At 34.4% G+C, this 19,499-nt stretch carries 17 protein-coding genes; 8 read left to right on the plus strand and 9 right to left on the minus strand.

The features are described 5' to 3' along the window. The first annotated feature begins 3 nt into the window (after positions 1–3). From GIY83_RS16985 to GIY83_RS17010, 6 genes are all read left to right on the plus strand, one after another. Positions 4–336, plus strand: coding sequence for a multidrug efflux SMR transporter (locus GIY83_RS16985; RefSeq protein WP_194616013.1), 333 nt, complete (start codon positions 4–6; stop codon positions 334–336). Between the two features lie 109 nt (positions 337–445). Then, positions 446–910 carry a GNAT family N-acetyltransferase gene (locus GIY83_RS16990; RefSeq protein ID WP_194616012.1) on the plus strand — a complete coding sequence of 155 codons (465 nt, stop codon included), beginning with the start codon at positions 446–448 and terminating at the stop codon, positions 908–910. A gap of 132 nt (positions 911–1,042) precedes the next feature. Further along, positions 1,043–1,888 carry a methylated-DNA--[protein]-cysteine S-methyltransferase gene (locus tag GIY83_RS16995; protein WP_194616011.1) on the plus strand — a complete coding sequence of 282 codons (846 nt, stop codon included), beginning with the start codon at positions 1,043–1,045 and terminating at the stop codon, positions 1,886–1,888. An 81-nt stretch (positions 1,889–1,969) separates the two neighbouring features. After that, positions 1,970–2,683: a 2OG-Fe(II) oxygenase gene (locus GIY83_RS17000; RefSeq protein WP_194616010.1), complete on the plus strand. Its 714-nt coding sequence runs from the start codon at positions 1,970–1,972 to the stop codon at positions 2,681–2,683. Between the two features lie 279 nt (positions 2,684–2,962). Continuing rightward, positions 2,963–3,208, plus strand: coding sequence for an Ada metal-binding domain-containing protein (locus GIY83_RS17005; protein ID WP_194616009.1), 246 nt, complete (start codon positions 2,963–2,965; stop codon positions 3,206–3,208). Beyond that, a complete protein-coding gene (locus GIY83_RS17010) occupies positions 3,195–3,806 on the plus strand; it encodes an alpha-ketoglutarate-dependent dioxygenase AlkB (RefSeq protein WP_208682601.1) in 612 nt (203 codons plus the stop codon). The genes GIY83_RS17005 and GIY83_RS17010 overlap by 14 nt, the downstream gene beginning before the upstream one ends. Positions 3,807–3,900: 94 nt before the next feature. Here the strand turns inward: GIY83_RS17010 and GIY83_RS17015 are convergent, their stop codons facing one another. Beyond that, positions 3,901–4,656, minus strand: a complete 756-nt coding sequence (locus GIY83_RS17015) for an NUDIX domain-containing protein (protein WP_194616007.1) — start codon at positions 4,654–4,656, stop codon at positions 3,901–3,903. Between the two features lie 385 nt (positions 4,657–5,041). On the opposite strand from GIY83_RS17015, the gene GIY83_RS17020 reads away from it, so the two are divergent. Continuing rightward, positions 5,042–5,260 carry a hypothetical protein gene (locus GIY83_RS17020; RefSeq protein ID WP_228520404.1) on the plus strand — a complete coding sequence of 73 codons (219 nt, stop codon included), beginning with the start codon at positions 5,042–5,044 and terminating at the stop codon, positions 5,258–5,260. Positions 5,261–5,623: 363 nt separating this feature from the next. Beyond that, positions 5,624–7,645 carry a DUF3857 domain-containing protein gene (locus GIY83_RS17025; protein ID WP_208682603.1) on the plus strand — a complete coding sequence of 674 codons (2,022 nt, stop codon included), beginning with the start codon at positions 5,624–5,626 and terminating at the stop codon, positions 7,643–7,645. A 52-nt stretch (positions 7,646–7,697) separates the two neighbouring features. On the opposite strand, the gene GIY83_RS17030 is transcribed toward GIY83_RS17025, so the two are convergent. From GIY83_RS17030 to GIY83_RS17065, 8 genes are all read right to left on the minus strand, one after another. Continuing rightward, positions 7,698–9,923 carry a glycoside hydrolase family 3 N-terminal domain-containing protein gene (locus tag GIY83_RS17030; protein WP_194616004.1) on the minus strand — a complete coding sequence of 742 codons (2,226 nt, stop codon included), beginning with the start codon at positions 9,921–9,923 and terminating at the stop codon, positions 7,698–7,700. Positions 9,924–9,937: 14 nt separating this feature from the next. Continuing rightward, on the minus strand, positions 9,938–11,362 hold the full coding sequence (locus GIY83_RS17035; protein WP_194616003.1) for a glycoside hydrolase family 30 beta sandwich domain-containing protein: 1,425 nt from the start codon (positions 11,360–11,362) through the stop codon (positions 9,938–9,940). Between the two features lies 1 nt (position 11,363). Next, on the minus strand, positions 11,364–12,203 hold the full coding sequence (locus GIY83_RS17040) for an endonuclease/exonuclease/phosphatase family protein (RefSeq protein ID WP_194616002.1): 840 nt from the start codon (positions 12,201–12,203) through the stop codon (positions 11,364–11,366). A gap of 203 nt (positions 12,204–12,406) precedes the next feature. Further along, positions 12,407–13,879 (minus strand): glycoside hydrolase family 30 beta sandwich domain-containing protein, encoded by a 1,473-nt coding sequence (locus GIY83_RS17045; RefSeq protein WP_194616001.1) that lies wholly within the window; start codon positions 13,877–13,879, stop codon positions 12,407–12,409. 22 nt (positions 13,880–13,901) lie between these two features. Further along, positions 13,902–15,368, minus strand: coding sequence for a glycoside hydrolase family 30 beta sandwich domain-containing protein (locus GIY83_RS17050; RefSeq protein ID WP_208682605.1), 1,467 nt, complete (start codon positions 15,366–15,368; stop codon positions 13,902–13,904). An 88-nt stretch (positions 15,369–15,456) separates the two neighbouring features. Next, entirely contained in the window at positions 15,457–16,911 is a 1,455-nt protein-coding gene (locus GIY83_RS17055) for a glycoside hydrolase family 30 beta sandwich domain-containing protein (protein WP_194615999.1), read from the minus strand. Positions 16,912–17,061: 150 nt separating this feature from the next. Then, the gene (locus tag GIY83_RS17060) at positions 17,062–17,952 is read right to left on the minus strand and encodes a hypothetical protein (protein ID WP_194615998.1); all 891 of its coding nucleotides are present in this window, start codon (positions 17,950–17,952) and stop codon (positions 17,062–17,064) included. Between the two features lie 11 nt (positions 17,953–17,963). Further along, positions 17,964–19,484, minus strand: a complete 1,521-nt coding sequence (locus tag GIY83_RS17065; protein WP_194615997.1) for a RagB/SusD family nutrient uptake outer membrane protein — start codon at positions 19,482–19,484, stop codon at positions 17,964–17,966. Between the last annotated feature and the right edge of the window lie 15 nt (positions 19,485–19,499).

Consider the following 19,499-nt stretch of genomic DNA (forward strand, 5'->3'; position numbering starts at 1 on the left):
GCTATGAAAAACTTCTTCTTTTTAGGAATCGCTATTATATTTGAGATCATTGCCACTTCTGCTTTAAAAAAATCAGAGCAGTTTACACAGATTATTCCAAGTATCATAACAATTGTAGGGTATTTTGCTGCATTCTACTTTTTAAGTTTTGCTATTAGAACCATCCCGGTTGGTATTGCGTATGCTATTTGGTCCGGAGTTGGGATTGTCCTGATTACTATTATTGGAGCAGTTTTCTTTAAGCAAATCCCGGATTTACCTGCCATTATAGGATTGGCATTGATTATGGTTGGTGTTGTGGTTATAAATGTTTTTTCTAAAACTACGGCGCATTAAATCTATAATAATAAATTGTTTCAAGTTTCAGGTTTCAGGTTGCTTCAGTTCTTAAAAAAATGATACCTTTTTTATCAATTTTCAACTTAGTCATTTTAAAAATAAAACAATGGATTTCAAAAAAGCTACAATTTCAGATTTGACAGAAATGCAGGAAATGTATATCGAAACCATAAAATGGGTTTGCAAAAACGATTACAGCCCTTTAGAGATTGATGCTTGGGTTTCCGGATTAAACAATGTAGAACGCTGGCTAAAAGTTATTCATGCGCAATTTGTTTTATTGGCTCTTATTGATGATAAAATTGTAGGTTACGGGACGCTAAAAGATGGCAATTACATCGACTTTTTCTGTGTTCATAAAGATTTCCAACGACAAGGAATTGCCGATAAAGTATTCAATCAATTAGAAAATGAAGCTAAAAAGGAAAACTCAGAAATCATCACAGCCGACGTAAGCATTACTGCAAAACCATTTTTTGAGAAAAAGGGATTTATCGTAAAAACCAAACAAAAAAATATCCGATTAGGTGTTGAGCTTATCAATTACAAAATGGAGAAAAGTTTGAAGTAACAAAATAATTGTTTCAGGTTTCAGGTTGCTACAGAACCTGAAACTTTAAACAATAAAAACAAAAACACCGCAAGTTTCGGATTTTATACCCGCAAAAACCAATCGATATTTGCATTATAAAATTGAACGAAAATGAACACACAGGAAAACATCAATTATAATCGAATTGCCGATGCGATCGATTATATCAAAGTCAACTTTAAGGATCAGCCTAACTTAGATGAGGTTGCCGAAAAAGTGCATTTAAGTCCGTTTCACTTTCAACGCTTGTTTACCGAATGGGCAGGAACAAGTCCAAAAAAGTTTTTGCAATATATTAGTGTTGAGCACGCCAAGAAAATCCTGAAAGAAAATAATAAAGTCACTTTATCTGATGCTGCTTTTGATACCGGATTATCAGGAACCAGCCGTTTGCATGATTTGTTTGTCAACATCGAAGGAATGACTCCTGCCGAATACAAAAATGGCGGTAAAAACTTAGAAATCAACTTCAGTTTTGCCGAAAGTCCGTTTGGGAATATCATTGTTGCTTCGACCAATAAAGGTGTTTGTTTTATGGCTTTCGCAGAAGATGAACAAACCGGATTCGAAAATTTAAAACACAAATTCCCAAATGCAGCATTCTCCCGAAAACTGGATTTGTCGCAACAAAATGCTTTGTTTATTTTTCAAAACGACTGGAGTAAATTATCTGAAATCAAGCTGCATTTAAAAGGAACCGATTTTCAATTGAAAGTCTGGGAAACGCTGCTAAAAATCCCGATGGGACAACTTTCTACTTATGGAACGATTGCACAACAAATTGAGAAACCAAATGCTTCAAGAGCTGTAGGAACTGCGATTGGCAGTAATCCTGTTGCCTTTTTAATTCCGTGTCATCGTGTGATTCAATCCTCAGGAAGCTTTGGTGGTTATATGTGGGGGAATACCCGTAAAACCGCTATTGTTGGTTGGGAAGGCGCCAAGGTAAATCCATAATAATTGTAAAATCGCAATTTTCAAAATTCCAAATTCCAATGACTAATCATCACTGGAAACTTTACTTCATCTCAAATTATTATGCAAAATATACAATCAAAAATTGCTTCCCTTAATTGGGAAAGCATCACCGAATCTATGCACGAAAATGGGTTCGCCATTATTCCAAATGTACTCGATAACGAACAATGCGAAGATTTAAAATTCGATTATGACAATCCAGCTTTATACCGAAAAACGGTCGTTATGGAACGTTATCGATTTGGTTTGGGCGAATACAAATATTTTAATTATCCATTGCCGGACTTGATTCAAACGATTCGGACATCTATTTATCCTAAACTCGCACCAATTGCAAATGCCTGGATGAAAGCATTGAATATAAACACCATTTTTCCTGAAACGCATGAAAAATTACTGGAACAATGTCACGCCAATAATCAACTTAAAGCAACTGTTTTGATTTTAAAATATGGTAAAAGTGGTTTTAATACCTTACATCAGGATTTGTATGGTGATGTTTATTTCCCTATTCAGATTGTGCTTTTCCTCAATAAACCCAATGAAGATTTTACCGGCGGTGAATTTGTTTTAACCCAACAAACTCCCAGAGCGCAATCGAAAGTAATTGTTTTAAAACCTAAGAAAGGTGATGTATTGATTTTTACGACTAATTTCAGACCCGTAAAAGGTACAAAAGGATATTATCGTGTAAATATGAAACATGGTGTTAGCGAAATTCATTTCGGTGAACGACATACATTGGGAATTATTTTTCATGATGCCCTTTCGTGAATATTTTTTTTCGCCACGAATTCACGAATTAGTTTTAAAATCTATGCGAATAGAATTAGTGTTATTTGTGAATTCGTGGCGAAAAAACTGCAAAATGTTAGACACACTGCAGTGCGTCTGTACAATAAAAAATGGTTATATATAATTCAACACGATAAATTTTCACGCAGATCTAGCAGATCTTAAAATCATTTTAATCCTCTAATCTGTGGCAAAAATTCACACAACCTGTTAGACGCAATGCAGTGCGTCTCTACGATAAAAAATATCTCCAGAAAAATGGTACAACACGACAAAATTTCTGATTCAGATCTCCGGAATAAAATTAAAAATACGGAAATTTGCTTTGGAGGAAACCGAAAACTAAAAATCTACGGCACTTTAAAATGTTCGTCAGGAAAAAGAATGAAACGAGAAAACCGGGTTTTCTTTTTATCTGAAAATGACGCCAGTCAAAATGGATTCAGACCTTGCGGACATTGCATGAAAACCGAATATCAAAACTGGAAAAATGGACTTATTTAATCCCGAAACTGACGAAACGACTAACTTACTTCCTAAAAACGGAACCGTAAATTATTATGGCAAATTATTTTCGAGAGAAGCATCTAATCACTATTTGGATGTCCTTTTGAATACCATCGAATGGAAAAATGATGAAGCCATTATCTTCGGGAAATTAATTCTTACGAAGCGAAAAGTTGCCTGGTACGGAGATTCCGGGTTTGAATATACCTATTCGAATACCACTAAAAAAGCACTTCCGTGGACACAGGAACTATTGGAATTAAAAGCTATTATTGAACAGGAAACAGGAGAAACTTTCAACTCTTGTTTATTGAATTTATATCATTCCGGCGATGAAGGAATGGCGTGGCACAGCGATGCCGAAAAGGATTTGAAAAAGAATGGCGCTATTGGTTCGGTAAGTTTTGGTGCTGAAAGAAAGTTTGCTTTCAAACATAAAGAAACAAAAGAAACGGTTTCGTTAATCTTAGAGCACGGCAGTTTATTAGTTATGAAAGACGAGACACAAACCCATTGGCTGCATCGATTGCCGCCAACCAAAACAACATCAAAACCTCGTATAAATTTGACGTTTAGAACTATTGTTTCACAATAAAAATTAATTGAACCCTTAAGAGATTAAGGAAAATTAAGCTTTTAGACTTAATGAATCTTAATGTCTTAATGGTAAAAAAAAATTCGTGTTTTTTTTACCAACCCTGATTCAATCCGTTTTTAAGGACTTCTTCGTATTTATCTTTATCAAAAGTATAAAGGTTTGGCGCTTTGTGTGCTACGTTACTTTTCTTTTCGTCGAGTTTATTAAGGATTCCCATGTTGTTTATTTTACGTAGAAAGTTCCTTCTGTCCAGTTTTTTATCCAAAATGGTTTCATATAATTTTTGCAGCTCTGGAATTGTGAATTTTTCGGGCAATAAATTGTACCCTACCGGCATTAGGTTCAATTCGATTCTAAGCGTATTTAATGCTTTATCGAGAATTGCTGCATGATCTAAAATAAGTTCAGGCACTTCTTTATGGTCAATCCATTCTATAATTTCTTCTTTATTGACAGATTTTGGAATCGTTTTTAAAAAATCGACAAGAGCGTAATAGCCAATTGTAACAAAACGCTGCGTGAGCCATTTTCCTTTTGCTTCTTCGATCTTTAAATATTCTAAAACTTCTTTGCTAAAATGCTGATCGTTGCGTTTTATTTTTCCAAAAGTGGCAAATTGTCTCAAAAATATACCTTCTACTCCGGTTCTTTCATTTAAAACAGTCACCGCTGCGGTATCTATATCCTGATCGATTGGGATAAAACCGCCAGGTAATGACCACTTATTGCTATGCGGAATCTTAATCAATAAAACTTTAAGCTGATTGTCATGAAAACCAAAAATCACACAATCTATCGAAAGTCCGGGTTGATAATTTTGATTATTTTCTATAATGTCTTTTAACATTTAACTTTTATTAATTACAACTTTCGTTTTAGATTGGCTCTGCAATTTAAATCATTTTTATAAAACCGAAACATTTTTATCCAATTCAGCCTTAATAAATCTGAAAAAAACTGTCGCCGGAAAGAAGTGTTAAAATCACAATTTTTTAATTAAAAACAAACAACAAATTAAAAAAATAAGTACATTGCGTCATAATAACACATTACACATTTATTTTGTTGTTTTTTCAACTAATAAATGCCTAAAAAAAGTTATAACTTATTAATTATCAGTTTTAATATTGTAATTTTCACAGCAAGTCACAATACAAAATCTATTTAAGTATAGAACCATTAATGATTAGAATATGAGCATTCCTGATTTAGAAAAACTCAACAAAAAATTTATGAAGAAGATCTATTCTTCTTTTGGATTAGTATCAAAAAATGATCTTTTAGAAGCTTCTATAAAGTATAGCGAAGAGCAGGAAAAAATCTTCAACCAAATGATTGTTGAAACTGATGCAAAAAATAAAAAAGCAAAACGCGAAGCTTTTGACAAAGCATTATTTGCATCTTATAAAGGAATTGGTGCTATGGATTTTATAAATACTGTTTTAAAATAAATCCTGATTCCTGAAACATTGAGAAGATTCTTTTTTGACATATGATGCTTTTAAGATGAATAATCTAATAAACATGAACCTTGCTACAAGCGAGGTTTTTTCATTTCTACAAAGTCCTCTACAATATAATATTACATTGCCCTGAGGCTTTTTTTTATTTTAATTTTAAGTTTAGTAGTAATAAAAAAAGATATTTTTTTTCGATTTCAATTGTCAATGTCAATAAAATGACGCAATTTTATTAAGAAAAATTAAATTAATTAATTTTAACAATCGTCAAGTATTCTCAAATTCCCACTTTTTGTGACTTCACGAAAAGGAGTTATACTTATATTAATTATTAGAAATATTAAAAACACATCGATGGAAAATCTTATTCAATCAGAGAATTACAAAATTCAAAAGCCAGCAGAATGGGCTACTAATATTAATGACAATCAACTTATTGAATACATTAAAGAATCAGATTTTGCAAGTAAACAAATAGATGAAGGACGTGATTATTGCTATTTTTTAGATAAAATTTATTATACCAGTGATGAGGAAAATAGTGAATATGCTTGTGTAGCTTATACGCTGAACGAACCTGCTAATCTTGAAAATGCCTCGGTAATGGATGTTGTAGTCGAAGAAAACGAAACTTACATTATACACAGAATTAGCGTTTTAAGAGAAGGAGTTTTGGTAGATAAAATACCTGACACAAAAATTAAAGTACTGGACAGCGAAAACCAAAGTGACGGGGGTGTTTTAAGCAGCAATAAAAAAATTAATATTACCATAAAAGATTTACGCCTTTATGATGTTCTGATCATGGAAGATTCAAGGATAAAAGTCTTTACAGAACGTGACTTTTTACGCAAAGAATTTTCTAAGTTTGTTTGGGTTAGTCCAAGTACTTATTGGGCTTACGGAAGCTATAATTTTTCTTTCATCAATGATCGCAAGAAAAGAATTGCCTACAAAAAAACATTCTTTAGAGATGAAGACGGAAATGTATTGGCTCCGGAAATTAACTACTTAGAAAAAGGTCAAAGATTTACTATCGAAAAAGAAAACTACATCAATTTTGTAGATACCAATCGTGAAATTGCTCCTTTTATCGATTTTGCTACTGATAGTAACTGGATCGACTTATCGAATTATATTTCTCCTTTATATGAAGAGGTTTATGCTAAATCTTCTCTACAGGAATTTGCTCCTAATCTGGTCGAAAAACTGGATGCCATTACCAACAAAGATGAACAATTGCAGTTTGCGATAGACTATGTGCAAAATCATGTTTACTATGTTTTTAATGCAGATGAAATGAACGGTCACAAACCTCAGGAACCTTCTATCACGTATCAAAACAAACAAGGAGATTGTAAGGCAAAATGTGTTTTACTAAAAGTAATTTTAGATTATATCAAGGTTGATTCGTCTGTGGTTTTGGTTAATTTTAATACAGATCATTACCTGAAATATTACTTGCCATCTTTATTGACTTTTAATCATGTCATTGTAAAAATCGATTATAAAGGTGAAACGTATTTTATTGATGCTACAAGTCGTGATGAATTTGGATTGATTGAAAATCGCGGTTTTATTTACTTCATGCATTATTTGGAGGTAAAGCCAAATCAGGATTTACAAATAAAAAAATCGCATAAATTCCCTTATTATGGTATTAATGAAAAAGCTGATTTTAATGTTCAAAATAATATTGGGCAGCTTTCGTTAACCACAACTTACAAAGGAAACCGCGCCAATTATATGCGCAAGTATTTTAAAAATACTAATAAAAGAGAAATCATTGACAGCTGGAATAATTTCTTCTTTTATACTTTGAACTATAACAATGACCGAAACGGAACTGATGTTCGAAATATATTCAAAGACGCTACAATTGAAACGTTGAGCGATGATAAAAAACTGAACGAATATACTATCCAGTACAAGGCCAATGTTGAAGATCCGTATTATACAGATGCACAAAAGAATCGTTTCTTAATGTATTTTGATCGAAATGTGATTAAAAATAATGCCCGTGACTTCTTGCATACTGATATTGCTTTCTGGCATAATTTTGACAACGAAAAATACGAAATCAATCTTTATACGGATCAAAGAATAGATGTAGAAGAGAAATTTACGGTGCAGGAAAGCACGATTAAAAATCCGTATTTTGATTATACTAGCCGTAAAAAAATCACAAAAAATGGCGCTACCATAAATATTGATTTTACGCCATTGGTGAATTTAGAAATTCCGCCGGCAGATTTTGAAGAATTCAGAAATGCGCATCACGAGGTTGCAGACAGCAATTTTGGACTGGGAATTGACATCATAGAACAAGGTTTTATGAATTTGATGAAGTTTAATTTCAAAAAACTGGTAAAATAATTATAACAAAAAGGGCTTCAAATGAAGCCCTTTTTATTTGTGAATGAATTTCTTAAAGCAATTCAAAATTAGATTTTAATTTGATATCTGCTGATGAAGCTCCAATCATTACTTCGAAATCTCCCGGTTCTGCAACAAATTCTAATTTATCATTGTAGAAAGAAAGTTTCTCTTTGTCGATTGTAAATTCTATTGTTTTAGATTCCCCTGCATTTAATTTTACTTTTTGAAAATCTCTTAGTTCTAAAACAGGTCTTACAACTGATCCAAATTTATCTTTTAAGTACAATTGTACTACTTCTTCTCCGGCTACTTTCCCTACATTCGATAATTGAAATGAAACTTTAATGGTTTCATTATTTTTCATTTTAGTCGAAGATAATTTCAAATCAGAATAATTGAATTTGGTATAACTCAAACCATATCCAAAAGGAAATTTAGGTGAGTTTTTAAGATCGATATAAGCCGAAACATAATTTTTCGAATCTTCGTCTTTCGCTGGTCTTCCTGTACTGTAGTGATTGTAGTAAATTGGAATCTGCCCTACTTCTCTCGGGAAAGTCATTGGCAATTTCCCAGACGGATTATAATCTCCAAACAAAACATTAGCGATTGCATTTCCAGCCTCAGTTCCTAACCACCAGGTGTATACAATTGCAGGAACGTTATCTGCAGTCCAGTTAAAAATAAGAGGTCTTCCTGCATTTACCAAAACTACAACCGGTTTTCCGGTAGCCTGAATTGCTTTTACTAAATCTTCCTGAACGCCTGGCAAATGAATATCGCTTCGGCTTTTTGCTTCACCGCTCATGTCGCGTCTTTCTCCTATACTCAAAATAACAACATCGGCTTGTTTGGCAGTGGCAACAGCTTCTGCAAAACCATCTTTGTTGTCTCCGTCGACTTCACAGCCTTTGGCATAAAGCAACTTGGTATTTTTACCTACTTTATTTTGTAAACCATCCCATTGCGAAACGATCCATTTATTATAATCAACCTCAGGTAATTCTACAGACCAGAATCCCATGTTTTCTTTGTACTCTTTTACCATTGGCCCGATAAAAGCTATCGTTTTCAGGTTTTTAGAAAGTGGCAAAGTTTCATTTTCATTTTTTAATAAAACGATACTTTTTTGAGCTACATCAAGAGCTGCTTTTCTGTGTTCAGGATTGTTCAAAGCTTTATCAGCTCTTTTTTGATCTGAATATTTGTACGGATCATCAAATAATCCTAATTCGAATTTCTTGCGAAGAATTCTTTTTACTGCATCATCAATTAATTCAACAGGTACTTTTCCTTCTTTAACCAAATCGGCTAAATGATATCTGTAAGCATTACTTTCCATATCCATATCGCTTCCGGCAGTAATTGCAGAACGTGCTGCGGCTTTAAGATCTTTCGAATATCCGTGTGCTACCATTTCGCCAATTGAACCCCAGTCAGAAACTACGAATCCCTGAAAGTTCCATTTTCCTTTTAAGATATCGCGTTGTAAATGTGCATTTCCTGTAGCAGGAATTCCGTTAAGGTCATTGAATGAATTCATAAAAGTAGCTGCTCCTGCATCAAGAGCTGCTTTGAATGGCGGTAAATAGGTTTCCCACAACATTCTTTCACTCATGTCTACTGAGTTGTAATCTCTTCCGCCCACTGCTGCACCATAAGCTGCAAAGTGTTTTACACAAGCCATAACAGAGTTTAAATCTCCCAGTTTATTTCCCTGAAAACCTTTTACTCTCGCGTAAGCAATTTTAGATCCCAGATAAGTATCCTCTCCTGCACCTTCCATAACACGTCCCCAACGAGGATCACGGCTAATGTCTACCATGGGTGCAAATGTCCAGTGAATTCCGCTTGCAGCAGCTTCTGTCGCTGCAACTCTTGCTGCTAATTCAATTGCTTGTAAATCCCAACTTGCAGCCTCGGCCAACGGAAGCGGGAAAGTAGTTTTGTACCCGTGAATAACGTCCTGACCAAACAACAACGGAATTTTAAGACGTGATTGCATTGCCAGTTCCTGATATTGTCTGGTGTATTTTGTACCCACAATATTTAACATAGATCCTACAATTCCGGATTTAATTTCGGCTTGTTTGTTCGGATTAATTGTGATTGGTCCTGTTGCAGAATTATCTCCCGTATATTGATTAAGCTGACCTATTTTTTCTTCGATGGTCATTTTTTTCAATAGAGCATTTACTTTCTGATCTATTGTTTCTTGTTGTGCCATCGCAAAAACCGATACCATCAACAAGGCAAATGTGGTTAATTTCTTCATGAATTTAATTTTGATTACCAAACATAAGTAGCCACAGCACCTGCGTTTAAGGTAGTTGAAAATTGTTTTTGATTGTATTTTATATTAAATGTTTCTGTTGTAGTCCCGTCGTTTTCTACAATTAAAACCGTTTGTCCTGATGGCGTTTTAAAAGCGACATTGTTTAAATTTCCGCTAATATTACTTCCAATTCTTACTGATCCTTCAGGAACAAATTTTGATGCGTGACCTATAATATAATACCCTACTTCTCTTTTTATATTCTGAGCCTGATCGATCATTAATGCTCCTTTACAAGTCGAACATCCGCCTGGTGTAAATGGTTTGTAATACTCATCATTTGCTAATCCCCACGAAAGTGCATTTACACTCCAGTTACGCATAGAACCAATTACAACATTTTTTACACTCCATTTTAGATCAGATTCGAAACTGCTTTTTGATCCTGTATATTGTTCGGTAAAATACAAATCTTTGTTTGGATATGCATCATGAACCGCAGATAATGCGCTGATATCTCCTTCGTATAAATGAAAAGCAGAACCTGCTACAAAAGGATTCGCTTTTGCATCTTTTAAAATCGTCAAAGGATATTCGGGTTTGTTGCAATTATGATCATAAATCACGATTTTGGTTTTGATTTTAGCTTTCGCGAAAGCGGGACCTAAATGATTGCCAATAAAATCTGCTTGTTGTTCAGCAAGCATTAACAAACTTGGATTGTTTCCCGGATGCAATGGCTCATTTTGAGGTGTAATCGCATCAATAACGATTCCGTGCGATTTCATTGCCTGAATGTATTTTACAAAATACTCAGCATAAACCTGATAGTATTTTGGTTGTAAACTTCCGCCTTTTGAGCTTCCGTTGTCTTTCATCCAAACTGGAGGTGACCACGGTGAACCCATAATTTTTATGTTTGGATTGATGGCTAAAATTTCTTTTAATAAAGGAACAACATCATTTAAATCAGGACCTAAATCAAATTTTTCCAGTTTTAAATCGGTTTCACCTTCTGGTAAATCATCATACGAAAAAACTTTTTCATTCAAATCAGAAGCTCCAATACTAATACGAAGGTAACTTAAACCAATGGCATCATTTTTTCTGGAAAACAATTCCTGAAGCAGGGCTTCTTTTTTTGCTTTATCCAATTTCAGGATTGCCTGAGCGCTTCCTCCTGTCAAAGAAAATCCAAAACCTTCGATGGTTTGAAATTTTTGAGAAGGATTTACCTCAATAGTCTGGTTTGAATTCGTTTCTGTATTAAAAACCAAATCATTTTGCTTTTGAAGTTTTAAAGACTCATCGGTTGTAGTGATCCACGATTCTGCTTTATTAGAAGTGGCTGCTGCATTTTTTGAAGTTCCGCATTTTATCTGAACTGCAATAAGTGGCAGTAAAAGTAAAATTTGAAGTTTTTTGTTGATGTTTTTCATTTTAATCTATTTCTATTAAAACAGGTAAATGATCCGATGGATATTTTAAATCTTTAGAATCACTTAAAACTGCATGTTTTTGAATTTTTAATCCACTGTTTTTTGAAACAAAAATATAATCCAGTAATAATGTTACAGGTTCGTTGTGCTTGAAATCGTTAAACGTTCCCGATGGCCCAAAAGGTTTTTCTTTTGAAACATCTTTGGTATCATCCATTACTTTTTTAATTTCTGCAATTTGTTTTGTATCAGGTTCTGAATTGAAATCTCCCATTAAAAAGGCTGGATATTTCTTTGTATTCAATTCGCTTATTTTTTTCAAAGCAAGCTGTACACCTTTTACCCTTGCTTCTTCGCCCATGTGATCAAGATGAAGATTAAAAACCCAAAATGTTTTTTTAGTTTTTAAATCTTTAAAAAGTCCGTACGTGCAAACTCTGTTACAGGCTGCATCCCAGCCTCTTGAAACTACATTTGGAGTTTCTGATAACCAAAATGTATTTGATTGCTCTACTTTAAAGCGATCTTTTTTATAATAAATCGTACACGCCTCGCCTGTTCCTCCTTCTTCTCTTCCTACTCCAAATTTGTTATAATTGGGCAAAGCCAATGCGATATCAGTTACCTGATTTGGCGTTGCTTCCTGCACTCCAAAAACATCCGGATTGTAAAACTGTATTTGAGAAGTAAAATAATCTTTTCGATTTGGCCATGCATTTTCTCCGTCAGAAGCAACATCTAAACGAATATTATAGGTCATGATTTTTAAATTTTGACCATAAAATGATCCACTTACAAAAAGTAGGAATAATACTAAAATAACTTTGTTTATCTTTTTCATGTTTAAAAAATTTTAATCGGTAAAGCTAATGTTTATATAGCCTTAAAGAAAAAAACCTATTTAAAAGTTATGTTAATTATGTACGTGAGAATAGTTAATATTAAATATATCATCTTAGTTTGCTTAAAATATTTTTTTAGTTTAAAATTCTTACACAATTAATTCCGGTTTTCTGTTTCCAGATAAACTTTAAAGATTTTAAATTATTTCCAGGTATAAGTAGCTACAGATCCTGCTTGCAAAGAAGTGGTTACCCATTTATCATTGAATTTAATATTAAATATTTCAGCCGCTTGTCCGTCATTTTCAACAATTAAAACTTTCGATCCTGATGGCGTAATAAAAGCTACATTTTGCAAATTCCCGCTTATATTACTTGCAATTCGTACTGATCCGGCCGGAATAAATTTAGAAGCGTGCGCTATAATATAATAGGCTACATTACGCTGAAAAGCTTCGTTTGACGTTACTGTTAATGCTCCTTTGCAAGTGTTACATCCGCCTGCTGTGTGAGGTTCGAAAGATCCGTTATTGGCCAAATTCCACTCTAGTGCATTCCTGCTCCAATTGCGCATTGAACCTATTATTACATTTTTAAGATGCCATTTTAAATCTCCTCCAAATTCTCCTGTAGAAGAAGTCCATTGTTCTGTGAAATAAATATTTTTATCCGGATATGCATTATAAACATTTGAAAGTGCACTGATATCTCCGGCATATAAGTGAAATGCTGAACCATCAACAAAAGGATTTGCTGCAGGATCTGCTAAAATTGCTTTTGGGTACTCTGGCTTATCACAATTGTGATCGTATGAAATAATTTTTGTCGTAATATTGGCGGCTTTAAATGCAGGGCCTAAGTTGTTTTTAATGAAATTGGTTTGCTCTAATGCCGACATTTCCATACTTGGATTATTTCCGCCATGAAGAGGCTCGTTTTGAGGTGTTACAGCATCAATAACAATTCCTTCCGCTTTCATTTGCTGAATGTATTTTACAAAATATTTGGCGTACACATCATAGTACTGAGTTTGTAATCTTCCTCCAATAAAACTGTCTTTGTCTTTCATCCAAAGTGGAGCTGACCAGGGCGTTGCTAAAATTAAAATCTTAGGATTAATGGCTAGAATTTCTTTTAAAAGAGCAATTACTCCTGTTTTATCTTTATCTAAACTAAATTTCGCTAAATCTAAATCAGTACTTCCGGTTGGAAGATCATCATAAGTAAAAGGTGATGCATTCAAATCAGAAGCTCCAATACTGATTCTGATATAACTTACGCTAATAGAATTCTCTCCCGAACCAAACAATTCCTGCAAAAGTGCAGTTCTTTTGGCTGCTGTTAATTTATAAATTACATCAGCACTTCCGCCGGTTAAAGTGTATCCAAAACCGTCTACGGTTTGGTATTTCTGAGCAGCATTTACTTCAATATTTGCATATGAATTACTCACAGTACCAAATCCTAAAATTCCGGTTTGTTTTGCTAATAATGCACTTTGGTCTCCTTTTGTCAGCCAAAAGTCGACATCGTTGGTTACCACAACAGGAGGGTTTACTACTGGGGGGGGCACCACGGGATCGACGGCATCATTAGACGAAGAGCATTTTGCCTGAGCAAATACTGCGAGTGCTAAGAACAATACTTTTATCGTGTTTTTAAAGTTTAATTTCATTTTATAGTTTTTAGGTCAGCCATTAGTATACAATAGTTTGCATAGCATGGGCCGGGATAGTTATAGTATTTTGCAAATCGTGGTTGATTACGGTATAAACAATCTCCTTGTCTGATTGGTTCATGACAACTGTAATTATTTTGTCATCAGAGTTTTTAAAGGAAGTGCTTATTAAATTCTTATCGCTTATGGTTTGAATAATTCTTTTTGCTCCCGGGCGAATAAATTTCGAAAGATGTCCAATATAATAATACATTGGTGTGTAGATTAGCTCATCTTTTGTAGTATCGGCATGAATGGGTGCAAAACAAAAATTCCCCACATGATTAGGTCCCCCGTTCTGGTCTAAAAGAATGTTCCAGTCTGTCCAGGCAACGGTTCCGTTATTGAAATCGTTGATCATATTAAGTCCGTATCGTTCTGCATTTCCCCAGAACTGAAATTTAGTCGCATCGAATTTTTCTATACAGCCTTCTGTAAAAATTAAATTTTTATCCGGAAATGCTTTGTGAACCTCGCCTACCGATTCAAATTTTGGAGTACCACCGTTCCAGGTTTCGTACCAGTGAAATCCAATTCCCCAGGCATATTTTGATACTTCAGGATCAGAGAAAACCAAATTGGCTCTTGTAGTTAGCATATCACCGCGGTTATGATCCCAAATGATCACTTTTTTATCGCCAAGTCCTTCTTTTTCTAAAGTTGGTCCCAGAAAGTTTTTTAGGAAATCTCTTTCCGCTTCGGGAGTATAGATGCACGATTCCCAACGTTGTTTGGCCATTGGCTCGTTCTGGATCGTTAATCCCCAAACCGGAATTCCTTCTTTTTCGTAAGCTTTTATAAATTTAGCATAATAATTTGCCCACGATTGGGCAAACTCAGGCAATAAAACGCCGCCGTGCAAAATATCATTATTGTCTTTCATGAAAGCTGGGGGACTCCATGGGCTAACAAATAAAGTTAATTTCCCGCCGGCTGTTTCAATTGCTTTTTTAATGAGTGGAATTCTGTATTTTCTATCGTGATCGATATTGAAGGTTTTTAAATCTTTGTCACCTTCCTGGACATAAGTATAACTGTCGCTGCTAAAATCGCAACTGTGAATATTTGTTCTTGCAAGGGAATAACCTATTCCTTTATTCTTATTGTAATAAGCAGTAAGAAATTCTTGTTGTTTTTTTGGTGATAGTCTGGCAAAAACTTCAGCACTTGCATCTGTTATAGCCCCACCAATTCCCAGAAAAGTCTGGTCTGTCTTATTAATATCTAATTGTATAGAAACTGTTGAATTTGTTTGTTTTAAAGTTGGTTTTGAAATTAAATTATTAGATAATGATAATCTCAAATTTGTGTTTTCTGCAGTAGTATAAACCTCTATTTTTTTATTTTTTGAGGATGTATGAGCATTTTGCCCAACAACCTTTGATGAAGAACAAATTAATTGTAGAACTGCTATTGGAGCTATTAAAATTCTATTGATGATTTTCATAGTATTTTCAAAAAACGATTTAATTTAAATTAAAAATTGAGGGCTAATTTGGATGATTCAAATTAACCCTCTTTCTACTAACAAAACATTAATACACAAGCGTTTGTATTGCATGTGCAGGAATTTTAACTACTGCCTGTTCAGCTCCTATAATCAACTTATAGTCTATTGCTTTATCTGTTTGGTTCATGACAATTGTAGCCATTGTACCATCAGCATTCAAAAATGATGTACTTAATAAAGCACTTCTGCTTACTGCTGAACTTACTCTTTTTGCATTTAGGCGAATGAATTTTGAAAAATGCCCAATATAATAGTATGACGGAGTATAAATTAATTCTCCTGTTCTTGTATCAGCATGAATTGGCGCGAAACAAAAATTACCAACATGATTAGGTCCTCCGTTTTGATCCAGAAGAATGTTCCAGTCTGTCCATCCGGCAGTTCCGTTATTAAAATCATTAATCATAGAGATTCCGTATCTTTCTCCGTTACCCCAAAATTGATATTTTGCAGCATCAAATTTTTCAACGCATCCTTCTGTAAACATTAAACCTTTGTCTGGATATGCTTCGTTAACTTTTGCAACATTTTCAAACATTGATGATCCTCCTGACCAGTTTTCATACCAGTGAAATCCCATTCCCCAAACATACTTTGAAGCTTCCGGATCAGAGTAAATTACATTGGCTCTGTAATTCATTAAATCACGATTATGATCCCAGGCGATAATTTTTACATCGCCTAATTTTTCTTTTTTCAATGTTGGACCAAGGAAATTTTTAATAAAATCTCTTTCGGCTTCTGCTGTGTAAATACAAGATTCCCAAGTTTGAACGGCCATTGGTTCATTTTGAGTAGAAGTACCCCAAATAGGAATTCCTTCTTTCTCATAAGCTTTTATAAATTTGGCATAAAAGTTTGCCCAGGTTTGATAATATTCCGGTAGTAGTGTTCCGCCTTTCAGAACATTTCCGTTGCTTTTCATAAAAGCATTTGGAGACCATGGTGCAGCATAGGTCATTAATTTACCACCTGCTGTCTGGATGGCTTGCTTAATCAACGGAATGCGAAATTGTCTATCGTGATCAATAGTAAACGTTTTTAACTCTTTATCTCCTTCTTCGATATAAGAATAGCTTCCACTGCTAAAATCAGAACTTTGTATCGTGGTTCTTAGCAATGAATAGCCTATACCTTTTTGTTTATCATAGTAGGCGTTTAAAAATTCTGTTTGTTTTTCTTTTGAAAGTTTAGCAAATATTTCGGCACTTGCATCTGTAATAGCCCCTCCAATTCCTAGAAAAGTCTGAAACTTTTTTGCGGGTTGCACAAAAACAGCTGTTTCTACTTCGAGAGGTTGCTTAGCAGCTGTAAAAGTAAGATGATCTGTAGAGGTTAATCTTAAATTTGAATTTTCAGCTGTGGTATAAACCGTTATCTTTTTTCCATTGGTTGTAAACTCTTTTTTTGTTTTAGGTTGTTGGGCAAAGGCCGCTAACGAAAACAAAAAACATAGCGCTTTTAAACTATTTTTTTTCATTCTTTTCTAATTTTTTTTAAATTCTAAATTGAAACTTTTTGTGAACTCGTCTTCACTAAAAAAGTTTCCGCCAGCTTACGGACTTAAAAAATAGCCCATACTCATACTGATTATGGGCTATTTACAACCAAACTTAAACTTAACTTAAACTTATTTTCCTCTGAATTCTACTTCAGTAATTTTAATTCCTGTTGGCGTAAATCCGTTACCACCACTTCTGATTACTAAATAGACTTTACCCGTTTCTGAAAATTTCACAACATTACTTACTTTTCCTGCAGCAGTATTTTTCACACATCCTACAAGCGATAGTTTTCCTTCAAATGCTGCTTTTCCACAGCCATCTCCAGAACTTAATCCCATAACTTTGTTGTCTCCATATTCAACTCCTGAAGTTGGAACTGTTTTTCCAGCATATACTTCAAACCAAAAGTCTGGAGATCCGCTTGTTGCAGCTACAAACATATCTATTGTGTATTCTTTATCTTTTACAACATCAATTGCCTGATAGATTCCTTCTTGATTCCATGTAGTTCCACTTGCATTTATCGTTGCAAATCCAGGTGTAAATGTCCATGAAGCCAATCCATTAGTATTAAGGTGTAAATTTGTCCATTGTGCCTGGTCAGCAGCGTCTAAGAAACTACTTCCTTTTACTAAATTTCCTTTTTCAGGATCATTTGCTGCAACAACAAGATCCTGAGTAGTAGCATTAGTTTTTCCACCACGACCTACAGCCGTATGCACTATTTTATATGTTCCTTTATCCGGTAAAGAAATTTCCAATTCCATTTTCCCGTAATATTCAACTTTACCTACTTTCCAGTAAGAAGTCAGAACATTCTTTTTAACTGGTTCCAGTAAGTATGTATTTACTTTTCCTACTACAGGAATAATTGTAAATGAAGCATCAACATTTGGATCTTCAAGTCCGTTGCCAGCACCTGCTGTATCAGGCTCACAACTTACTATTATGGTACCTAATGTTGCCAAAGCCAACATTAGGTATATACTCTTTTTAAAAATTATATTTAAACTCATATGATTTTTATTTAATTGTTATAGTTAGGGTTTTGAACAATTTTAGTGTTTTCTAATTCTTTGAAAGGAATTGGCCAAATTTCGTTTTTGCCAGCCTGGAATCCTTTAGATGCCAATGCAGCAGCCGCTTTTCCTGTTCTCACTAAATCGAACCAACGGTGTCCTTCTCCTGCTAATTCTTTTCTTCTTTCTAATGCAATTGCATCTAAAGAAACCGGAGTTGACCCTAACCCTACACGTGCTCTTACAGCATCAAGTAACGCTTGTGCTCTTGCTCCTGTACCTCCTAATGCTTCAGCTTCCATCAAATAAGTATCTGCCAAACGAATTGCATAAACATCTTGCTTATAATTTAAAGCTGTTGCTCCACTACCTGTAGAAGTATCTGAGTTTAAAGGCATGAATTTTCTAAGGAAATATCCTGTATCATCGTAGTTTGGAGCCCAATCTGCTTGTCCAGCATCTTTCAATGCTTTCATGTCAAGAATCGTAGCATCAAAACGAGGATCTCCTTTTAGAACATCATACAAACTTTGTCTTACGGTATTGAAACTCCATCCTGAAACAAAATCCGGTGCAGTTGAATTAGTAGATCTGTTATATCCTCTAGGTCCTACCATAATACAAACAGAGTTTCCTTCATCTTTTCCTCCACCCCAAAAGCCCCAATCGGCATTACTTTTATCTGTATGAACAATTTCGATAATAGCTTCTGAGTTAAATTTGTTACTTACCTTCCATAAATCAGCGAATTTCTCTACCAATTTATATCCATACATACTTGTTCCTCCAGGAGTACCATTTACATCAGCAAATTCTGCTGCTGATAATGCGTTTTTTCCTTCGTATAAATAGACTTTTCCTAACAATGCTTTTGCTGCTCCCTGAGATAAACGACCCGCTTCCTCTGTCATATTTGTAATTTTAACAGGTAAACCCGGAATCGCTTCTTTTAAATCTTTTTCTATTTGTGCGTATATTGCTTCCGGAGTCGCCTGAACTACATTAAATATATCCGCTGTTTTAATTGGCTCTAATATCAATGGGATATTTCTGAAAGTACGCACTAATTCAAAATAATAATAAGCGCGTAATGCTTTGGTTTCAGCAGCAAATCTTCCTTTTTTAGCTTCATCCATTGGTACTGCCGGTAATTTTTGAAGCAATACGTTTGCTCTAAAAATTCCCTGATAAAAATCTCCCCAAAAACTACCCGGAATTGTAGACTGGCTAAGTGAATAATCTGCAAATGCATGTATTCCGGCACCGTCTGTTGCACCACCACCAGCTGCATTAAAATCATCTGAACCTGCATTTAACATACAGATCATATTTTCAAATCCTTTAGACTGCTTACCAATTATATCATAGACAGCCACTAATCCTGCATAAGCCTGGCTTTCATTTTTGTAATAATTAGCCTCTAGTGAAGTTCCTTTCGGCTCTACAGTTAAAAAATCCTCACTGCATGAAAGGGCAGTAAATAATGCTCCGCAAACAACAAGTGAATATTTTATATTTTTTAGTTTCATGATTCTTGTTTTTTA

The organism is Flavobacterium sp. SLB02 (assembly GCF_009664855.1).
Classification (GTDB): Bacteria; Bacteroidota; Bacteroidia; order Flavobacteriales; family Flavobacteriaceae; genus Flavobacterium.